Origin of the sequence: Enterobacter sp. SECR19-1250 (genome assembly GCF_013391025.1) — a bacterium.
In the GTDB taxonomy this organism is placed as follows: Bacteria; Pseudomonadota; Gammaproteobacteria; order Enterobacterales; family Enterobacteriaceae; genus Enterobacter; species Enterobacter cloacae.
This window is the reverse complement of the sequence record NZ_JACASJ010000010.1, coordinates 1-17,130: the sequence shown is the minus strand read 5'-3', so window position 1 is coordinate 17,130 and position 17,130 is coordinate 1. Positions and strand designations below refer to the sequence as shown.

The 17,130-nt window shown below is 53.4% G+C and carries 16 protein-coding genes and 1 pseudogene; 7 read left to right on the top strand and 10 right to left on the bottom strand.

Annotated features, from left to right (window positions below; translation table 11 throughout):
- Nucleotides 1-24 precede the first annotated feature (24 nt).
- Nucleotides 25-387, top strand: a complete 363-nt coding sequence (yacL, locus tag HX884_RS04405; RefSeq protein ID WP_045292712.1) for a protein YacL — start codon at nt 25-27, stop codon at nt 385-387.
- A gap of 31 nt (nt 388-418) precedes the next feature.
- Here the strand turns inward: yacL and speD are convergent, their stop codons facing one another.
- The 3 genes from speD to HX884_RS04390 all read right to left on the bottom strand — a co-directional run bounded on the left by speD (nt 419) and on the right by HX884_RS04390 (nt 2,545).
- Nucleotides 419-1,213, bottom strand: coding sequence for an adenosylmethionine decarboxylase (gene speD, locus HX884_RS04400; protein WP_013095609.1), 795 nt, complete (start codon nt 1,211-1,213; stop codon nt 419-421).
- Nucleotides 1,214-2,083 carry a polyamine aminopropyltransferase gene (gene speE, locus HX884_RS04395; protein ID WP_020688518.1) on the bottom strand — a complete coding sequence of 290 codons (870 nt, stop codon included), beginning with the start codon at nt 2,081-2,083 and terminating at the stop codon, nt 1,214-1,216. It lies immediately after the preceding gene.
- A 114-nt stretch (nt 2,084-2,197) separates the two neighbouring features.
- Nucleotides 2,198-2,545 (bottom strand): YacC family pilotin-like protein, encoded by a 348-nt coding sequence (locus HX884_RS04390; protein WP_014830675.1) that lies wholly within the window; start codon nt 2,543-2,545, stop codon nt 2,198-2,200.
- Between the two features lie 145 nt (nt 2,546-2,690).
- Here HX884_RS04390 and cueO point away from each other — a divergent pair.
- Nucleotides 2,691-4,250, top strand: a pseudogene (gene cueO / locus HX884_RS04385) (multicopper oxidase CueO).
- 132 nt (nt 4,251-4,382) lie between these two features.
- Here the strand turns inward: cueO and HX884_RS04380 are convergent.
- Nucleotides 4,383-6,773 (bottom strand): glucose/quinate/shikimate family membrane-bound PQQ-dependent dehydrogenase, encoded by a 2,391-nt coding sequence (locus HX884_RS04380; protein WP_178327757.1) that lies wholly within the window; start codon nt 6,771-6,773, stop codon nt 4,383-4,385.
- 208 nt (nt 6,774-6,981) lie between these two features.
- On the opposite strand from HX884_RS04380, the gene hpt reads away from it, so the two are divergent.
- On the top strand, nt 6,982-7,518 hold the full coding sequence (hpt, locus tag HX884_RS04375) for a hypoxanthine phosphoribosyltransferase (protein ID WP_013095614.1): 537 nt from the start codon (nt 6,982-6,984) through the stop codon (nt 7,516-7,518).
- 60 nt (nt 7,519-7,578) lie between these two features.
- Here the strand turns inward: hpt and can are convergent, their stop codons facing one another.
- Nucleotides 7,579-8,241 (bottom strand): carbonate dehydratase, encoded by a 663-nt coding sequence (can, locus tag HX884_RS04370; RefSeq protein WP_013095615.1) that lies wholly within the window; start codon nt 8,239-8,241, stop codon nt 7,579-7,581.
- Nucleotides 8,242-8,348: 107 nt separating this feature from the next.
- On the opposite strand from can, the gene HX884_RS04365 reads away from it, so the two are divergent.
- From HX884_RS04365 to HX884_RS04350, 4 genes are all read left to right on the top strand, one after another.
- A complete protein-coding gene (locus HX884_RS04365; protein WP_013095616.1) occupies nt 8,349-9,275 on the top strand; it encodes an ABC transporter ATP-binding protein in 927 nt (308 codons plus the stop codon).
- Nucleotides 9,272-10,042, top strand: coding sequence for an ABC transporter permease (locus HX884_RS04360; RefSeq protein WP_013095617.1), 771 nt, complete (start codon nt 9,272-9,274; stop codon nt 10,040-10,042). The genes HX884_RS04365 and HX884_RS04360 overlap by 4 nt, the downstream gene beginning before the upstream one ends.
- 104 nt (nt 10,043-10,146) lie before the next feature.
- Complete coding sequence (locus tag HX884_RS04355) at nt 10,147-10,587, top strand: PTS sugar transporter subunit IIA (protein ID WP_013095618.1); 441 nt, start codon at nt 10,147-10,149, stop codon at nt 10,585-10,587.
- 63 nt (nt 10,588-10,650) lie between these two features.
- Nucleotides 10,651-11,898 (top strand): polysaccharide deacetylase family protein, encoded by a 1,248-nt coding sequence (locus tag HX884_RS04350; RefSeq protein ID WP_029883642.1) that lies wholly within the window; start codon nt 10,651-10,653, stop codon nt 11,896-11,898.
- A gap of 1 nt (nt 11,899) precedes the next feature.
- Here the strand turns inward: HX884_RS04350 and HX884_RS04345 are convergent, their stop codons facing one another.
- The 5 genes from HX884_RS04345 to HX884_RS04325 form a co-directional block, all read right to left on the bottom strand.
- Nucleotides 11,900-12,976, bottom strand: a complete 1,077-nt coding sequence (locus HX884_RS04345; RefSeq protein ID WP_178327756.1) for a fimbrial protein StkG — start codon at nt 12,974-12,976, stop codon at nt 11,900-11,902.
- Nucleotides 12,977-13,000: 24 nt separating this feature from the next.
- Entirely contained in the window at nt 13,001-13,606 is a 606-nt protein-coding gene (locus HX884_RS04340; protein WP_178327755.1) for a fimbrial-like protein, read from the bottom strand.
- Between the two features lie 29 nt (nt 13,607-13,635).
- Complete coding sequence (locus tag HX884_RS04335; protein ID WP_013095622.1) at nt 13,636-14,178, bottom strand: fimbrial protein; 543 nt, start codon at nt 14,176-14,178, stop codon at nt 13,636-13,638.
- A 24-nt stretch (nt 14,179-14,202) separates the two neighbouring features.
- Entirely contained in the window at nt 14,203-14,781 is a 579-nt protein-coding gene (locus HX884_RS04330; protein WP_028028162.1) for a fimbrial protein, read from the bottom strand.
- Nucleotides 14,782-14,794: 13 nt separating this feature from the next.
- Nucleotides 14,795-17,130, bottom strand: a 2,336-nt coding sequence (locus HX884_RS04325; protein ID WP_178327754.1) for an outer membrane usher protein, incomplete at its 5' end; no start/stop codon positions are given.

Genomic DNA, 17,130 nt, shown 5'->3' with positions numbered 1-17,130 from the left:
AATGGCTTTGCAGAGGAAAACACTATGGATTACGAATTTCTGCGCGACATCACCGGGGTGGTGAAAGTGCGTATGTCGATGGGCCACGAAGCCGTTGGACACTGGTTTAACGAAGAAGTGAAAGAAAATCTTGCGCTTCTTGATGAAGTTGAACAGGCGGCGAATGCGATAAAAGGCAGTGAACGCTCCTGGCAACGTGCGGGTCATGAATACACGCTGTGGATGGATGGCGAAGAGGTGATGGTGCGGGCCAATCAGCTGGAATTCTCGGGCGACGAGATGGAAGAGGGGATGAGCTACTACGACGAAGAGAGCCTGTCGCTGTGCGGCGTGGAGGACTTTCTGCAGGTCGTGGCGGCGTACCGGGAGTTTATGAAACAGAAATAGCACACAGGAGCGTCCTTGCTCCGTGCGAGTCTTACACGGCCGGAATATTGCGGCCGTAGTAGATTTCGCGCATCTCTTTCCAGAGCAGGTCGGTAATGACTTTACGCTCTTCTTCGCTTAAATCTTCTGGCTTTGTGTGGAACATGTAGTGCTTAAGGTCAAACTCCTTAAGCAGCATCTTGGTGTGGAAGATGTTCTCCTGGTACACGTTCACGTCCATCATGTCGTACAGCGATTTCATGTCCTCGGACATAAAGTTCTGAATGGAGTTGATCTCGTGATCGATAAAGTGCTTCATGCCATTGATATCGCGCGTAAAACCACGCACACGATAATCAATGGTGACGATATCGGATTCCAGCTGGTGAATTAAATAGTTCAGCGCGTTTAGCGGGGAGATCACGCCGCAGGTGGATACTTCGATATCGGCGCGGAACGTACACAGGCCGCCTTCCGGGTGGCTCTCCGGGTAGGTGTGCACGCAGATATGGCTTTTATCGAGGTGGGCGACAACCACTTCAGGCAGCGGGCCCGGATGCTCGGTTTTGTCGATAAGCTTAGGATCGACCGGCTCTTCGCTGACCAGAATGGTCACGCTGGCGCCCTGAGGTTCATAATCCTGGCGGGCGATGTTCAGAATATTTGCGCCGATAATAGAACAGGTTTCCGACAGGATCTCGGTCAGTCGGTTGGCATTGTAGAGTTCATCGATATAGGCGATGTAGCCATCGCGCTCTTCCGCTGTTTTGGCGTAGCAGATATCGTAAATACAAAAACTCAGGCTTTTCGTCAGGTTGTTAAAGCCATGCAGTTTAAGCTTTTTCAATTAGTTCACCCCCTGGGAGGACAGTGCATCTTGCAGGTACTGCGGCAAGGCGAAGGCTGCGGTATGGACCGCCGGATTGTAGTAACGGCACTGGAGACCTGCCTGATGGAAGCGCGCCTGGATAATCTCCGTGGAGAGATGACGCAGGACGTCGTTATCCGTCGCCCAGGCAAAGGTCATGATCCCGCCGTAGTAGGTCGGAATGGCAGCCTGATAGAAGCTAACATCGCCAAAATAGGTGCTCAGTTTGCGGTGGCTGTCGAGCGCTTCATCCTGCTGCAGGAAGCAGACGCCATTTTGCGCCACGAAGATACCGCCAGGGTTCAGACAACGCTTGCAACCCTCGTAGAACGATGAGGTAAACAGCGAGGCTCCCGGGCCGATAGGGTCGGTACAGTCGGAGATAATGACGTCAAACGTCTGATTCGTCTGGTTGACGAAGTTCACGCCATCGTCAATCACCAGCTTAAAGCGCGGATCGTCGTAGCTACCCGCGTTATGGTTAGGCAGGTACTGACGACAGAATGAGACCACGCCCGCGTCGATCTCTACCATGGTGATGGTTTCAATGGACTGGTGGCGGGAGACTTCGCGCAGCATCGCCCCGTCGCCGCCGCCGATAATCAGCACGTGCTTCGCGTGGCCATGGGCCAGCAGCGGGACGTGGGTCATCATCTCATGATAGATAAACTCATCTCGCTCGGTGGTTTGCACCACGCCGTCCAGCGCCATTACGCGGCCAAAAGCGGCATTCTCGAAGATGATCAGATCCTGATGATCGGTTTTCTCATGATAAAGCACGTTATCAACGGCAAAGTACTGACCAAACTGGTCATGCAGTGTTTCATGCCACAACGTGTGGTCGGCCATACGCGGACTCCTCTTCGTTAACATCCGTTACACTCACGAAAAATGAGCGAAACATGATAGCTAACTATAACCGTGGTTGCACGGTTCCAGGCGAAACAAGAGGCGTCGGGAAGGTTATTTCACGTAGGCGAGCAGGCTAAGCGAATCGCGGGCCAGCGCTTTGCATTTTTTTGCCGTTGGGATGCCAATACCGCTTAAATCACGGTAACTGTCTTCACCGAGCGCTTTCATGTCGAAGCTGTCGTAGTTGCTGAGGTCCCATTGGTTCTGCTGGGCAAAAAAGACCAGTGCGCGACGAATTTGCCCGTTGGGTAAATTCTGGTAGCCACAATCATTTTTCAGGAACACAAAAACCGCCGTCAGATCGGCCATATCTTCCGCTTCATTTTCACTGAGCGCATAGCTGTTCGCACACATTGCCATCAGGCTGGTGAACAAAATTGTCCTGAAAAACGTCTTCATTGCTTCTACCACTGCATCACGGAAAATCAACGTTAGCATATTTGGTGCCAGTGCGACGATCTTTATTATTGCCGCGTTACTTGACCTTCCGGTAAGGGGAGGGTTTATGCTCAAAAGATCGTCTGCACGAAATAAGGAAATGAATATGCAACGTCGTGAATTTCTAAAATATTCCGTTGCGTTGGGGGTTGCCAGCGCATTACCACTGTGGAGTCGCGCGGTTCTGGCGGCTGACAGACCTGCCTTACCCATTCCTGATTTATTGACCGCCGATGCCCGTGGCCGTATCCAGCTGGTGGTTCAGTCCGGTAAAACGGCGTTTGGTAAAAATAACGCCACCACCTGGGGCTATAACGGCAATGTGCTTGGCCCGGCGTTGCAACTGCGCAGAGGAAAAGCCGTCACCGTTGATATTCACAACACGCTGGCAGAAGAGACGACGCTGCACTGGCACGGGCTGGAAGTGCCGGGCGAGGTCGACGGCGGTCCGCAAGGGATTATAAAAGCGGGCGGGAAGCGCACCGTGACCTTTACCCCCGAGCAGCGGGCGGCGACCTGCTGGTTCCATCCGCATCAGCATGGTAAAACGGGCCATCAGGTGGCCATGGGACTGGCAGGCCTGGTGCTGATTGAAGATGACGAAAGTCGCTTGCTGCGTCTGCCCAAACAGTGGGGTATCGACGATGTGCCGGTCATTGTGCAGGACAAAAAATTCTCCGCAGACGGTCAGATTGATTATCAGCTGGATGTGATGACCGCGGCGGTAGGCTGGTTTGGCGATACGCTGCTGACCAATGGCGCGATCTACCCCCAGCACGCTGCACCAAAAGGCTGGCTGCGGTTACGTCTGCTCAACGGATGCAACGCGCGCTCGCTGAACTTTGCCACCAGCGATAATCGTCCGTTGTACGTCGTGGCGAGCGACTGAGGACTGCTGCCTGAGCCGGTCAAAGTGAATGAACTCCCTGTGCTGATGGGCGAGCGCTTTGAGGTGCTGGTGGACATCAGCGACGGTAAGTCATTTGACCTGGTGACGCTCCCGGTCAGCCAGATGGGGATGGCCGTTGCGCCATTCGATAAGCCGCACCCGGTTTTACGTATTCAGCCGCTGCAGATCACCGCCTCTGGTACGCTGCCGGACACCTTAACCACGCTGCCGGCACTTCCGTCGCTGGATGGGCTTACGCAACGTAAGCTTCAGCTCTCCATGGATCCGATGCTCGACATGATGGGCATGCAGGCGCTGATGAAAAAGTATGGCGATCAGGCGATGGCGGGGATGCACCACGGGCAGATGATGGGCCATATGAACATGGATCACGGCAAGATGGGCGGTATGAATCACGGCGGCCACGGGTTTGATTTCCACAATGCCAATATGATCAACGGCAAAGCGTTCGATATGAACACGCCAATGTTTGCTGCTACAAAAGGGCAGTTTGAGCGCTGGGTGATTTCAGGCGAAGGCGACATGATGCTGCATCCGTTCCATATTCACGGCACCCAGTTCCGTATTCTTTCAGAGAACGGCAAAGCGCCGGATGCGCATCGCGCGGGCTGGAAAGATACAGTGAGAGTGGAAGGCGGCATCAGCGAGGTGCTGGTGAAGTTTGACCACGAGGCGCCGAAGGAGTTTGCATATATGGCGCACTGTCATCTGCTGGAGCATGAAGATACGGGAATGATGCTGGGTTTTACCGTATAAAAAAGCCGGGTGGCAGCTTCGCCTTACCCGGCCTACATTTCGCAGGTGTGGCCTGATGCCCTCACCCTGGCCCTCTCCCGGTGGGAGAGGGAACAAACATAAAAAACGGCAACCGAGGTTGCCGTTTTGCATTTATTTTGCGTCATCCGGCAACGCATACGCGACAATATAGTCGCCCATCTTCGTGCCAAACGAACCGTGACCGCCCGCAGAGATGACAACGTACTGCTTGCCATTCACTTCATAGGTCATCGGCGTTGCCTGTACACCGGCTGGCAGACGGCCTTGCCACAGTTTCTCACCGTTGGTCATGTTGTACGCGCGCAGGTAGTTATCTGCGGTTGCCGCGATGAACAGCACGTTACCGGCGGTGGAAATTGGGCCACCCAGCATTGGCATACCCATGTTGAACGGCACCGGAACCGGCATCGGGAACGGCATGCTGTCCTGCGGGGTACCAATACGTTTTTTCCACACGATCTGGTTGGTTTTCAGATCCAGACCGGAGATATACCCCCAGGCAGGCTGTTTACACGGCAGACCAAACGGAGACAGGAACGGATTCAGGGTCACGCCAAACGGTACGCCATACTGCGGCTGAATACCGGCTTCGGTACCGCTGCCTTTCGCGTCTTTCGGCTGCTCCATCGGGTTACCCGGACCACGTGGGATCAGTTTAGAGACAAACGGCAGCGCCATCGGGTTGGCGATCGCTACCTGACGGTTAGGGTCAACGGAGATCCCGCCCCATTCGAACATCCCAAGGTTACCCGGGAAGACCAGCGTGCCCTGCTCAGAAGGGGGGGTAAAGATGCCTTCATAGCGCAGCTGATGGAACATTACGCGGCACACCAGCTGGTCAAACATGGTGGCACCCCACATGTCTGCGCCGCTGAGGTCTTTCTTCGGACGGAAGCTCAGTTCGGAGAACGGCTGCGTTTTAGTGACGTAATCGCCTTTAGCCGCGCCCTGAGGAACCGGTTTTTCCGGTGCAGGCACAACCAGCTCGCCGTTACGACGGTCCAGTACGAAGATGTTACCGGTTTTCGCCGGAGCATAAATCACCGGAACGGTTTTGCCGTTAACGGTAATGTCCGCCAGCGTTGGCTGGGACGGCATATCCATATCCCACAGATCGTGGTGTACGGTCTGGTAGCTCCACGCCAGTTTCCCGGTGGTCGCGTTCAGCGCCAGAATGGAGCTGGCATAACGTTCCTGCTCAGGGGTACGGTTACCGCCCCAGATATCAGGCGTGGTCACGCCCATTGGCAGGTAGACCAGATCCAGCTTCGCATCATACGCAGCCGGTGCCCAGGAGTTTGGCGAGTTGAAGGTAAAGGTGTGTTCATCAGACGGGATCGCGTTAGGATCTTTCGCGCCCGGATCGAAGGCCCACAGCAGTTTACCGGTATTCACGTCGAAACCACGGATAACGCCAGAGGTTTCGCGGGTAGAGAAGTTATCCGTGACCGAACCAGCAATCACGATGGTTTTATCAGTGATGATTGGCGGTGAGGTGGGTTCATACAGACCCGGCGTGGTGTCCGGCATGTTGGTCTGCAGGTTCAGGATACCTTTGTTGGCGAAGGTTTCGCACAGCTTGCCTGTTTCGGCGTTAATCGCGAACAGGCGGCCATCGTTCACCGGCAACATAATGCGGCGAGGACAGTCGGCAATGACGTCCGGGCTGGCATTATCCGCACGCGCTTCGTGGTAAGAGACACCGCGGCAGGTGATGTGCTGGAACGACGGGTTGGAGTTCAGCTGCGGATCGAAGTGCCATTTCTCTTTACCGGTGGCCGCGTCGAGCGCGAACAGACGCTGGTGCGCCGTACACAGATAAAGCATGTTGCCCACTTTAATTGGCGTCACTTCGTTGGTCAGTTCACCCGGATCGTTTGGCATCTTCAGATCGCCGGTACGGAATACCCAGGCTTCTTTCAGGTTTTTCACGTTGTCCGCGTTGATCTGCTTCAGCGGGGAGTAGCGCTGACCTTCCTGGTTACGGCCATACGCTGGCCAGTCGCCGTCAGCCACCTGCGAGATAGCCGCCGCAGGGGTGGATTCTGCATTCAGCGTACCGTTGATCTCCTGCGGGTCGTTAAAGCCAGCCCAGGTCAGGATACCGCCACTGATTAGCAGAGCGACAAGCAGCGCCGCAACGGCACCGCTGGAAGGCACAATCAGGCGACGCCAGACGAACGGCAGGATCAGCCAGATACCGAAGAAGACCAGAATGTCGCTGCGTGGCGTCAGTGCCCAGAAGTCGAACCCGACTTCCCAGACGCCCCAGATCATGGTTGCGAGGAGTAATGCCGCATAAAGCCACAGTGCGGATTGTTTTCTACGCCAGAGCAGAACAGTTACGCCAAGCATAACCAGGCCCGCAATAGGGTAGTACCAGGAGCCGCCGATTGCGACCAGCCAGACGCCACCGATTAACAGGTACAGGCCGCAGAAGGCGGCGAATAACGCTGTTAGTGTCACCAGTAGACGCGGCTGTTTAGAGTTTGTTTCAGCCATAGAAAGTGTACTCGTCAGTTTTTGTTAATAATTTGCTAGCAACTAATTATAGGTATTAACAAGTGTGATCGGAATCACAATATTTGCTTTTTATAACTCATACGCCAGGCTTAGCCATTTGCTGATATAATGGCTGGCTTGCGTATCGATGCCGGAATAACATTCATCCGCATTGAGAGATTTTCGTTAAAATCATATGGTTAGTAATATGAAACATACTGTTGAAGTGATGATCCCGGAAGCCGAGATCAAAGCGCGTATCGCCGAACTGGGTCGTCAAATCACCGAACATTACAAGGACAGCGGTAGCGAAATGGTGCTGGTTGGTCTGTTGCGTGGCTCTTTCATGTTCATGGCAGACCTGTGCCGTGAAGTGCAGGTGTCACATGAGGTCGATTTTATGACCGCCTCCAGCTACGGCAGCGGCATGTCCACAACCCGTGATGTGAAAATCCTGAAAGATCTGGATGAAGATATTCGTGGCAAAGATGTATTGATCGTCGAAGACATCATCGACTCCGGTAACACGCTTTCTAAAGTGCGCGAGATCCTGAGCCTGCGTGAGCCGAAATCCCTGGCCATCTGTACTCTGCTGGATAAACCAGACCGCCGTGAAGTGCAGGTGCCGGTGGAGTTTGTTGGTTTCTCTATTCCGGACGAGTTCGTCGTCGGTTACGGTATTGACTACGCGCAGCGTTATCGCCATCTGCCGTATGTTGGGAAAGTGGTATTGCTGGACGAGTAGTTGCGGCCTGATGCCCTCATCCCGTCCCTCTCCCAACGGGAGAGGGAGAAAATCCCCGCTTTATTTATGGTTCACATGCTTAAGCTTGAGGTTGGCAATGCCCGAACGGTAACGCTGCTCCAGCGTTTCGCGGTTGGTGGCGGTCACTTCCAGATTGCGCAGCAGGCCGTCGTGAATGCCGTACGCCCAGCCGTGGATAGAGACCTTCTGCCCGCGCTTCCACGCTGACTGCATGATCGTTGAATGACCCAGGTTATACACCTGCTCCATCACGTTCAGTTCACACAGCGTGTCCATCCGGCGCTCCTGCGGCATTTCACCCAGCAGTGAGCTATGTTTGAACCAGATATCGCGGATGTGCAGCAGCCAGTTATCGATGAGCCCCAGTTCCGGGTTTTCCACAGCGGCCTGCACACCGCCGCAGCCGTAGTGACCGCAAATAATGATGTGCTCGACCTCCAGGACGTCTACGGCGTACTGAACGACAGACAGGCAGTTGAGATCGGTATGAATCACCAGGTTGGCAACGTTACGGTGAACAAACAGTTCGCCGGGCTCAAGGCCCGTCAGTCGCTCAGCCGGAACACGGCTGTCGGAACATCCAATCCAGAGAAAGCGTGGATTCTGCGCTTGCGCGAGCTTTCCAAAAAAACCGGGGTCTTCCTCCACCAGCATTTTTGACCATAGTGCATTGTTGCTGATGAGTGTATCTATGTTGTTCATGGAGGTTAGCGACCTGTAACCAAGTGATTGCGTTGCGCTACTATAGGGTAACCCGACTTTTAATGAAACCACACAACGTGTGTCAGAACCTAAGGTAAGTTTAATTCATGGCGATTGCACTGGAGCTTGAGCAGCTTAAAAAAACCTATCCGGGCGGCGTTCAGGCGCTACGCGGGATAGATCTCAAAGTAGAAGCGGGGGATTTCTATGCGCTTCTGGGGCCGAATGGCGCGGGGAAATCGACGACCATCGGCATTATCAGCTCGCTGGTCAATAAGACCTCTGGCCGGGTCTGCGTGTTTGGCTACGATCTGCAAAAAGATGTGGTCAACGCCAAACGTCAGCTCGGTCTGGTACCGCAGGAGTTCAACTTCAACCCGTTTGAGACGGTGCAGCAGATCGTCGTCAACCAGGCGGGTTACTACGGCGTTGAGCGAAAAGAAGCGTTGGCACGCAGCGAAAAGTACCTGAAGCAGCTTGATCTATGGGAAAAACGTAACGAACGTGCGCGTATGTTGTCTGGCGGCATGAAGCGGCGTCTGATGATTGCCCGTGCGCTGATGCATGAGCCAAAACTGTTGATCCTCGACGAGCCCACCGCTGGGGTAGATATTGAGCTTCGTCGCTCAATGTGGGGGTTCCTGAAAGATCTCAACGACAAAGGCACCACCATTATTTTGACGACGCACTACCTTGAAGAAGCGGAAATGCTGTGCCGCAACATCGGCATCATTCAGAACGGCGAACTGGTGGAAAACACCTCAATGAAGGATCTGCTCTCGAAGCTCAAATCAGAAACGTTCATTCTGGATCTGGCGGCAAAAAGCGCGCTGCCGAAGCTTGAAGGGTACCAGTATCGCCTGGTCGACACCTCCACGCTGGAGGTGGAAGTATTGCGGGAGCAGGGCATTAACAGCGTCTTCTCCCAGCTGAGTGCTCAGGGCATTCAGGTTTTAAGTATGCGTAACAAAGCGAACCGACTGGAAGAGCTGTTTGTCTCTCTGGTGCAGGATAAACAAGGAGACAAGGCATGACGCATCTTTATTGGGTCGCGCTGAAAAGCATCTGGGCGAAAGAGATTAACCGCTTTATGCGCATCTGGGTACAAACCCTGGTGCCGCCGGTGATCACCATGACGCTCTATTTCATCATCTTCGGTAATCTGATTGGCTCCCGCATTGGTGAGATGCATGGCTTTACCTATATGCAGTTTATCGTTCCGGGTTTGATCATGATGGCGGTGATCACCAACGCCTATGCCAACGTGGCTTCGTCGTTCTTTAGCGCTAAGTTCCAGCGCAACATTGAGGAACTGCTGGTGGCACCGGTGCCAACGCATGTAATCATCGCGGGTTACGTCGGCGGTGGTGTGGCGCGCGGCCTGTGCGTCGGGATCCTGGTGACGGCTATCTCCTTGTTCTTCGTGCCGTTCCAGGTGCACTCCTGGCTGTTCGTGGGGCTGACGCTGCTGTTGACGGCGATCCTGTTTTCGCTTGCCGGTCTGCTGAACGCGGTGTTTGCCAAAACGTTTGACGATATCAGCCTGATCCCGACCTTTGTGCTGACGCCGCTGACCTATCTGGGTGGGGTGTTTTATTCCCTGACGCTGCTGCCGCCGTTCTGGCAGGCGTTGTCGCACCTGAACCCGATTGTCTACATGATCAGCGGTTTCCGCTTCGGCTTCCTCGGCATTACTGACGTACCGCTGTTCACTACCGTTGCGGTGCTGGTGGTCTTTATCGTCGCCTTCTACCTGCTGTGCTGGTACTTAATCCAGCGCGGACGCGGACTGCGCAGCTAACCTTCCGCCCGGTGACTTTCGGGTTGCCGGGCCTTTTCTTTGACTGTTATCACCGTAAGCTAATCTTCACTTCGCTAAACTACTCGCCTGCTAAGGAGAGAGTTATGCTGGGATGGGTCATTACCTGCCACGATGAACAGGCGCAGGAGATGTTGATAAAGCTTGAAGCCAGGTTTGGTCCACTGGCGCAGTGTCGTGCGGTGAATTACTGGCAAGGGCTGAGCACCAACATGCTGAGCCGGATGATGTGTGATGCCCTGCATGAAACCGACACTGGCGAAGGCGTTATCTTTCTCACCGATAAATCTGGCGCTGCGCCGTATCGCGCGGCTGCTCTGTTGAGCCACAAACACGACTGCTGCGAAGTGATCTCCGGTATTGATCTTCCCCTGCTTGAGTTAATGTATCCACGGCGTGAATTATTAAGCAGCGCAGAGTTTCGCGATGCCATCGTGGCGCAGGGTGAGCCGGGCGTCAGCAGCCTGTGGCATCAGCAGCAGAAAAATCCCCCCTTCGTTCTTCTTCACGACCTGTATAAGAATTAAACATTGGTATTGATGGTGCATTTGTTACAATGGCACCAGTTTATTCGTACCGATATCACATACATGTTCACGCGTATTTTGTTCCTGTGCCTGCTGGTTCTCTCTGGCGGGGCATCAGCCAGTTTATTAAGTCAGCAAGGTCTTCCAGCCCAGTACATGCAAACCACTGAAGATGCGGCTATCTGGGCGCAGGTGGGAAACGAGGTCGTTAACGTCGGCCATGTCAGAGCCGGACAGATCCTTGCCGTTGTGCCTACCGCTGCGGATTATTACGAGTTTCGCTTCGGCTTCGGGACAGGATTTATCGATAAAGGCCATCTGGAGCAGGTGCAGGGAAAGCAGCGCGTTGAGGACAGCCTTGGCGATCTTAATAAGCCGCTCAGTAATCAAAACCTGATCACCTGGAAAGACACACCGGTCTACAACGCGCCGTCCAGCGGCAGTGCGCCATTCGGTACGCTGAGCGCCAATCTTCGGTATCCGGTTTTAAGCAAACTCAAAGACCGCTTAAACCAGACGTGGTACCAGATCCGTATCGGCAACCGACTGGCATGGATCAGCAGCCTGGACGCGCAGGAAGATAATGGCCTCCCGGTGCTGACCTACCATCATATTCTGCGTGATGAAGAGAACACGCGCTTCCGGCATACCTCTACCACCACCAGCGTGCGCGCGTTCAATAACCAGATGGCCTGGCTGCGTGACCAGGGGTATACCACCCTGACGATGTATCAGCTGGAAGGGTATGTGCGTAACAAACTGAACCTGCCGGCCAAATCGGTGGTGATTACGTTTGATGACGGGCTAAAGTCCGTAAGCCGCTATGCTTACCCGATTCTGAAAGAGTACGGGTTTAACGCCACGGCGTTTATCATCTCATCCCGCATTAAGCGGCATCCGCAAAAGTGGGATCCGAAATCACTTCAATTTATGAGCGTTCAGGAGTTGAAGGGCATCCAGGACGTGTTTGACATTCAGTCCCACACGCACTTCCTGCACCGCGTGGATGGTAACAAGCATCCGATTCTACTGAGCCGCAGCTACCACGTGATTTTGTTTGATTTCGAACGCTCGCGCCGGGCGCTGGCGCAGTTTAACCCGCGCGTGCTGTATCTCTCTTATCCGTTTGGTGGCTATGACAATAAAGCCATAAAAGCCGCGAATGACGCCGGTTTTCACCTCGCAGTGACAACGGTAAAAGGGAAGGTCAAGCCGGGGGATAATCCGTTCTTACTGAAACGCCTGTACATCTTAAGAACGGATTCGCTGGAGACCATGTCGCGGCTGATCAGCAACCAGCCGCAGGGGTAAGCTATTCGTAGGTAAACTGCAGGGTGCCGATGGCGCTGAACGTGCCTGAAGTGACTTTTTCTGTATCAGACTTAACTAACCGGGCCGTAAGTAACCAACTGAATATCGCAAGGGTAGTGTTCTCTTGTGCGGTATAGCTGCTAGTTGAATTAGGCACTATCTGCCTGTTGTTCGGCCACTTCAGTAACACGCCCACGCCTTGTGCCGCGTTCGACGATGCGGTGTTGGCGAGTAATGAGCCATCGGTCCCGGTTGTTTTACTGGTGGTCAACTTCACGGTGACTTTACGGGTGTTGGTGCAATTCCCTGTCACCCCAAAATCGGCGTTTATGGTTTTATCGTTCTCGATATCGGATACACCATAATCCCTCAGGTCTACGGTTTTGGGAGCCGTGAGCGTGCAGGTGGGTTTTTCTATTGGTGTAATGAAGGCCATATTGGCTATGGTAATGGTCGGTTTGGGATGATCGTCTGGATCGGATCCCACCGGGTCTCCAATGGTAATTTTTCCAATTGTTCCACCAACCGGGCCAATAGATACTACGTTAGCAGGAATACCGGCAAACGTGGGAAGTTGGTAAAATTCGACCATGGCCCGCCAGGCGCGATTATCCAGCAGCTCATCCTGGTCATTCATGTGTAATGCAAGAAACCAGCTCGTACTGGGAGCGAAATAGGCCGTGGCGGTATTGTCTACTGTGCCAAAAGCCAGAGCATAGGCTATTCCGGTTACATTGGTTTTGAATAAAGCTTTACCATCAATACTGCCGACTAACAGACTGGCGTCTGCCAGGGTGAAAATGTTTTCGCCATGTTTTCCTATCGTGCATTTACTACTTAATCCGGGGCTCAGATTCAGGCGATATGGCGAGCTGATTTTTGTAGGAACAGCGACATTATCCACGATTTGCAGGGTCGGCTTTGCGCCATTATAGTCGCCGATGGACTGCATGTCGCCAAATCGAAATTTACACTCAATATCTGCATGGGCGTAAAAAGCGTTCATGGTTAAAAACATAAATAAAATGATAAAACCGTTAAAACGTGGGGACACGGTTATCCCAGGACGCTGTGCCATAATTCTTCCTTTTAGCGTTGCCTGTTAGCGATATGTCACGCTGACTAATGCGCACGCGGTCACTTTTCCTGCGCTGACCGGGCCGTAATTTTGATAGCGGGCGTAAAAGTTATACGCTTTCAAATAGCTTTGTTGGTCTGATGGGGTCGCTATTTTGACCTCCACATCAGACTGCCCCTCGCTGTCGAGGACATTTTGATTATCGGATTCAGAAAAAATAACAATCCCCACGTTTTCAGCGCCGCCAGCAAGGGCGGATGTTTCATTACTGAATATCTGTTTTGAAATCCCATCAATTTGGGCAGACTGCGGTTTAAAGGTAAAGTGCAGCGCTTGTCCGGATCCCGATTCATCCCCGCTGCAGTCCACAACCTGAATCATAAAGCGTGTTCCTCCCGCGGGGTCTGCTGGTTGAAGTCGATCGGTGCCCTCCGCGGTATAAAACCACGTTTTTCCCACCGTTGGCAGCGTTACGTTTCCACTTTCTGGAATACTGACCTGGCACGTATTGTTGATAATATTTGCCGTCATATCCATTTCCAGGCTGGAGGCAAAACCCGCTGCGGGAAACCCCATGCAGAGGGCCAGCCATGACATCGCATTTCTTAAGATTAAGCGGGACTGGAACATCCTGTTTAAGCTACCTGTCTGAATAAACATTATTGATAGGTCACAGTAAACGTCACGGGCGCATTGACCGAACCTGTCGTCACGTCCGAAATTGTTTTACCTTTTGCAATGACGATGCGCGCATCCATCTCAAAATTCCCCGTCCCGTTAGACAGGTTGATGACAGACGTCGGGACAGTGGCGCAGTTCAATATGGAGCCTGAGTCGACAGAGCCTTTCCAGATTTCAAAACCGACGTTATGTCCGGCTGCATACGCGTTACCGGTACACGACCCGCCTGCACCCGGCATGGCCTGAATGGCGGCGTTTTTTACCCCGGCACAGTTCGTGAAGGCAATTTTGAAGGTTTCTCGTCGGCTCTGGCTCACCAGGTCAGACTTAAACACATCGCCAAACGGCAAAATGTCAATGGGGGCTCCGCTGGCGTTTTGAATCTCCGCGTTACAGGTCCCGGCCTCTATGGTGGATGTAAACGTTGCCTGCACGCTCGTCGTCCCCGTAATCGCACTTAACGCAACGGAAGGCAGGGTGGCAGTCATTGCAAGCACCAGTAATGTCATTTTCATTTTCATATCAACGCTCCGCATTGCTGCCAGTTATTCATAGGTGAAATTAAACGTAGCGATACCGCTAAAATTGCCGGTCGTGCCCTGACCGTTTGCGGTTTCCACCAGCGTCGCCAGAAGTGGTACCTCGCCAGCACTTATCTCTCCGCTCGACCAGACGAGGCGCTGTGTATCGGTGGATGAATTAATGACAAAAGGGGCATTCGGGGTGGCGGTACGGGAAATCGCCACGCCAATATTTTCCGCACTGCCGTCGCCGGAGAGTGAGTTCTTAATTGCCGTCGTCAGCGGGCTGGCGCTACCGCTGATGGTGGTTTTCAGCGATGCCAGACTCGGCGGGCATGAGACCATTTTGAGTTTAAAGTTGGTCGTGGCTTTGGCATTTTTCAGGATGATGTAATCCAGGCGCACCTTGCCGTTAGTCCCAATGGGGATAACGTTGCTGGTGCCATCACCGCTGCCACCTTCGATTTTCATATCGCAGGTGGTGTCACGGATATTTGCGGTAAAGGTAATATCGAGATTATCGGCGTGTGTTTCCAGCGACAGCGCCATTAGCCCCGTGCTTAAAATAACTAACCCTGTTTTTTTCCAGGCTCTAAAAAGCATGTTTTAACTCCCTTTATAAGGCTGTGACGCGGCAGGTCTGGCCCGTCAGCAGCGTTGTCGGTCCAATCTTTCTCGCATCCGGTGGGATGTGGTAGGAGACGGTACAGGATGTGCCGGGCTCATTTCCCCAGACGATGTTTAACGTCCCTTTATCTTCAATTCCGCGGATCCAGGCCTGCCCGGCCTGACCCACGCTACCCACGGATACGCCTTGATCGGTTTGCACATCGGCGCCTAACGGGATAAACCCGCCATCGTCACGCATCAGTTCCATTAACACTGAGCGCCCCTGATCGGTTTCAAAGTTAACCAGCACAACGGCACCGCTACGGGGAACGGTGGTGGAGCGGGTATTTTTCACTTCCACGTCTGAGTGCATTTCACTGATATCTAGACCAACGCTGTTTTCACGGTAGGCGGACAGATAGGGCATAAGGGCATAGCCTGAGGCGCCGATTTCACCGTTACCGATAGAGACGCGGGCGCCTTCTGCCCCCTCAGCTTTAATTAAGGCAAGCGTATCGCTTTCGCTGATGCTGCCAGGGGCGAGTGTTACGCCACCGGAGTGCAGAACCATCCCGCCGCTATAGCTGGCAGAATATTGTCGTGTACCGTCATCTGAGGCGGAGACGGAAAGGCTTAGCGGTCCATGCGGGCCGTTGTAACTGCCGTACCCGCTTAACTGATTTAACGTATCGTCGTAACGCGTGGTACTTTCGGTAATGCTGTAACTGAAACGGTTATCTTCGGTGTTGCCATTGGCGCTGGCGTTAAAGCTACTACCGCCTTTTAAATCGCTGCCGATGCCCGTCGTGAGTGAGGAGAATCCACCCGCTCGCTTGCTGTTACCCATCAGCGTGTCGAATGGAATCGTGAGGTTCAGATAGACGCTGTCATCTTTTTCCCCAAACTCATTGTAGGTGCGCTGCACGGTGAGGCTATAACTTCCCCAACTTAGCGAATGACTGTGGCCAACCGAGTATTGCGCCGATGAACTGCTTTCATTCCAGTAGTCCTGCCAGGTTGAGTTGACATACAGCGATCCCAAATCAAGATCGGCAATATTCAGCGGTTGGCTGATATTCACCTGGATCTGGTTTTTCATGCGCTGGAAGGTCTGATACACGTCGCTATTGTTACGTTCCGGGTTACGCTCCCTGTCACGGTATTTGATCTCATTGGTCAAGGAGGCCGCATCGTTCAGGCTGAGATAGTCAGACGTTGAAAACCGGTAGGCGGCGACGTTGAAAGAGGTATTCGTGGCTTCCATGAGTTTGCTGTAGGAGACGCGATAACTTTCGCCCGTGAGATGTCGTAAGCCGTCTATCCGGGCATCCGAATGCGTGACATCAAGGGCGAATGCACCAACTCCGGTATTCATGGCAATACCCAACAATGCGGCGTAAAAATCGCTATCGGTATATTCCAGGCCAGCATACCCCGTGAAGGTATTGGTTAAGCCATAGTAGCCCGTTGCATATCCCACCTTTGGTTTGTCACGCAGGCTGTCGTCACGCAGTTCACCCACGCCAACATCCCATCGGGAGTAGCCTGGACGAAGCATTTGTGCGACGGAAGAATAGGCGACTGAGAAGGAACGTTTGCTCCCATCCGTCTCTTCTACCGTGACGATGAGATCGCTACCGTAACCTGTTGTACTGAGATCCGTGATTTCAAACGGTCCTGGGGGGACGGTGGTTTCGTAAATCGTATTGCCGCTTTGGGCGATCGTGACTTTGGCGTTGCTGTTTGCAACCCCTCGGATCACCGGCGCATAGGTCGATATACCATTCGGAAGCATACGGTCATCGTTATATAAACGCGCCCCGCGCAGGCTAATGGAATCGAAGGCGTCGCCACGGGTATAGGAATCGCCGGCGATAAACTGCGCTTTCAGCGGCGTGATATCATGCTGAAGATAGATATCCTGGCTGGCGTAATGGGTACCGGAATCCTGATCCCAGTTCAGGTTGCCTCGCGCCCGGAGTCGCCATGGCCCAAGGTTTGCCCCATAGCGCAGACCAGCATAGGCCGTATCAGTGCTGGAATCCGGCATGTCTGCGTGCCAGCCGTTAAGATCCCATGAGAGCATGGCCACCGGGATCCCGTCTTCCCACAGTGAAGGATCGACAAATCCCGCTGGACGCTGAATGACGAAAGCCTGAGGAATGGAAAGGTCTAACTCCTGTGTGGAGGGATCGTAAGCCACACGCGAGCCGGGATAGGCGTCTGGCATAGAGACACAGGTGTCAGCAGAATCCTCCTCAGGGTGTTTCAGTTGCTCGGTGGTGACATGATCTTGACCCTCCATCTCCGAACAGCTTTTGTATCTTAAGTTAACGATGTCCG

Excerpts from the sequence above, each read along its gene's own strand:
- yacL (WP_045292712.1), top strand. The coding sequence starts at position 25 with ATGGATTACGAATTTCTGCGCGACATCACCGGGGTGGTGAAAGTGCGT.
- speE (WP_020688518.1), bottom strand. The coding sequence starts at position 2,083 with ATGGCCGACCACACGTTGTGGCATGAAACACTGCATGACCAGTTTGGT.
- HX884_RS04390 (WP_014830675.1), bottom strand. The coding sequence starts at position 2,545 with ATGAAGACGTTTTTCAGGACAATTTTGTTCACCAGCCTGATGGCAATG.
- HX884_RS04380 (WP_178327757.1), bottom strand. The coding sequence starts at position 6,773 with ATGGCTGAAACAAACTCTAAACAGCCGCGTCTACTGGTGACACTAACA.
- hpt (WP_013095614.1), top strand. The coding sequence starts at position 6,982 with ATGAAACATACTGTTGAAGTGATGATCCCGGAAGCCGAGATCAAAGCG.
- can (WP_013095615.1), bottom strand. The coding sequence starts at position 8,241 with ATGAACAACATAGATACACTCATCAGCAACAATGCACTATGGTCAAAA.
- HX884_RS04365 (WP_013095616.1), top strand. The coding sequence starts at position 8,349 with ATGGCGATTGCACTGGAGCTTGAGCAGCTTAAAAAAACCTATCCGGGC.
- HX884_RS04360 (WP_013095617.1), top strand. The coding sequence starts at position 9,272 with ATGACGCATCTTTATTGGGTCGCGCTGAAAAGCATCTGGGCGAAAGAG.
- HX884_RS04355 (WP_013095618.1), top strand. The coding sequence starts at position 10,147 with ATGCTGGGATGGGTCATTACCTGCCACGATGAACAGGCGCAGGAGATG.
- HX884_RS04350 (WP_029883642.1), top strand. The coding sequence starts at position 10,651 with ATGTTCACGCGTATTTTGTTCCTGTGCCTGCTGGTTCTCTCTGGCGGG.
- HX884_RS04345 (WP_178327756.1), bottom strand. The coding sequence starts at position 12,976 with ATGGCACAGCGTCCTGGGATAACCGTGTCCCCACGTTTTAACGGTTTT.
- HX884_RS04340 (WP_178327755.1), bottom strand. The coding sequence starts at position 13,606 with ATGTTCCAGTCCCGCTTAATCTTAAGAAATGCGATGTCATGGCTGGCC.
- HX884_RS04335 (WP_013095622.1), bottom strand. The coding sequence starts at position 14,178 with ATGAAAATGAAAATGACATTACTGGTGCTTGCAATGACTGCCACCCTG.
- HX884_RS04330 (WP_028028162.1), bottom strand. The coding sequence starts at position 14,781 with ATGCTTTTTAGAGCCTGGAAAAAAACAGGGTTAGTTATTTTAAGCACG.